This window comes from Parvibaculum sp. (assembly GCF_035511255.1).
Lineage (GTDB): Bacteria > Pseudomonadota > Alphaproteobacteria > Parvibaculales > Parvibaculaceae > Parvibaculum.
The window spans coordinates 1-1751 of sequence record NZ_DATKFR010000168.1 but is presented as its reverse complement, the minus strand read 5'-3'; the positions used below and the strand labels follow the sequence as shown (position 1 = coordinate 1751).

Here is a 1751-nt window from a genome sequence, read left to right as displayed (position 1 = left end):
GCGGAAAAGCGCGCGCTGGAAGCGGGGGGGCGCCGCCCGCATTGGCGCTTCAAGCTCGAAAGCGAGAAGACCGGCTTCGACGATCTCGTGCAGGGGCATGTCTCGGTCGATGCCGCATCGCTGTCGGATCCGGTGCTGGTGCGGGAAGATGGAAGCTTCCTCTACACGCTGCCGAGCGTCGTTGACGATATCGAGTTTGCGATCACCCATGTCGTGCGCGGCGCCGACCACATCACCAATACCGGTGTGCAGATCCAGATCACGCGGGCGCTGGGCGCGGAGCCGCCGGCCTATGCGCATTTCTCGTTGCTGCAGGGACCGGAAGGGCGACCCCTTTCGAAGCGCGAGGATGCCGCCTTTTCCATCGAGGCGCTGCGCGCGGCGGGCTACGAGCCGATGGCGGTCAATTCGCTGCTGGCGCGGCTTGGGACGTCGGACACCATCGAGCCGCGGCTGACGCTTGGCGAACTCGCGGACGGTTTCGACATTTCGCATCTCGGCCGTGCCGACATCCGCTTCGAGCCGGGCGATCTCGACAAGATGAATGCGGCGCTGCTGCACCTGACGCCTTATGACGCCGTGACGGCGCGGCTCGATGCTGCGGGCTGCAATCTCGGGCCAGCCTTCTGGGAAGCGGTGAAGCCGAACCTCGTGAAGTTCGCCGATGCGGCGGACTGGGCGCGGGTCGTTCAGGGACCGATTGCGCCCGTTATCGAGGACATGGATTTCGCCGCCGAAGCGGCGTCCCTGCTGCCGCCGGAACCCTGGGGGATCGAGACCTGGGGCGCCTGGACCGAGGCGGTGAAGGGCAAGACCGGCCGCAAGGGCAAGGCGCTTTTCATGCCGCTCAGGCTGGCCCTGACCGGGCTCGACCATGGACCGGAGCTGAAAAACCTGCTACCTCTCATCGGGCGCGAAAGGGCAGAGGCCCGGTTGCGCGGTGCAAGTCTTTGAAAAGACTTCCAATTTTGTAACGGCGATAAGATGGCACTGAAGATGGCGACGAAACGCCAAGCCATTATCGGAATTCTCATTATTCGCGGCTGACAACAGTCTGCCGCCGCCGTACAAGCTCGCTTAAATTCCATGTGAGATAACGGGTCCGGTCGCGGCAGGCCGATTGCTGTGCGCGTCACACGGAACATGATCATGAGCAAGGCCAGAGAACGTCTCTACCTCTTCGACACGACGCTGCGCGACGGTGCGCAGACGCAGGGCGTCGACTTCAGCGTGGAAGACAAGCGGCTGATTGCCGGCCTGCTGGACGAGCTCGGCCTCGACTACGTCGAAGGCGGCTATCCGGGCGCCAATCCGACAGACACGTCCTTTTTCGGCGAGCGCCCGGCGCTTCGCCATGCGAAGTTCACCGCCTTCGGGATGACCAAGCGGGCGGGCCGCAGCGCGTCGAACGATCCGGGTCTTGCCGCGATCCTCGATGCCGATACGGATGCCGTCTGCCTGGTCGCGAAGAGCTGGGATTTCCAGGTGAAGGTGGCGCTCGGCATCACCAATGAGGAGAACCTCGAGTCGATCGCCGACAGCGTCAAGGCGATTGCCGCCAGAGGCCGCGAGCCGATGATCGATTGCGAGCATTTCTTCGACGGCTACAAGGCGAACCCGGCCTATGCGCTGTCTTGCGTCCGGACCGCGCTCGAGGCCGGCGCGCGCTGGGCGGTGCTTTGCGATACCAATGGCGGCACGCTGCCCGACGAGGTTTCGCGCATCGTCGGCGAAGTCATCGCCTCGGGCGT

At 64.4% G+C, this 1751-nt stretch carries 1 protein-coding gene and 1 pseudogene; both read left to right on the top strand.

All coding sequences use genetic code 11. The features are described 5' to 3' along the window. Positions 1-954, top strand: a 954-nt coding sequence (locus VMR03_RS06160) for a glutamate--tRNA ligase (protein WP_325403305.1), incomplete at its 5' end; no start/stop codon positions are given. 195 nt (positions 955-1149) lie between these two features. Continuing rightward, positions 1150-1751 (top strand): annotated as a pseudogene (locus VMR03_RS06155) (citramalate synthase); the annotation flags it as partial.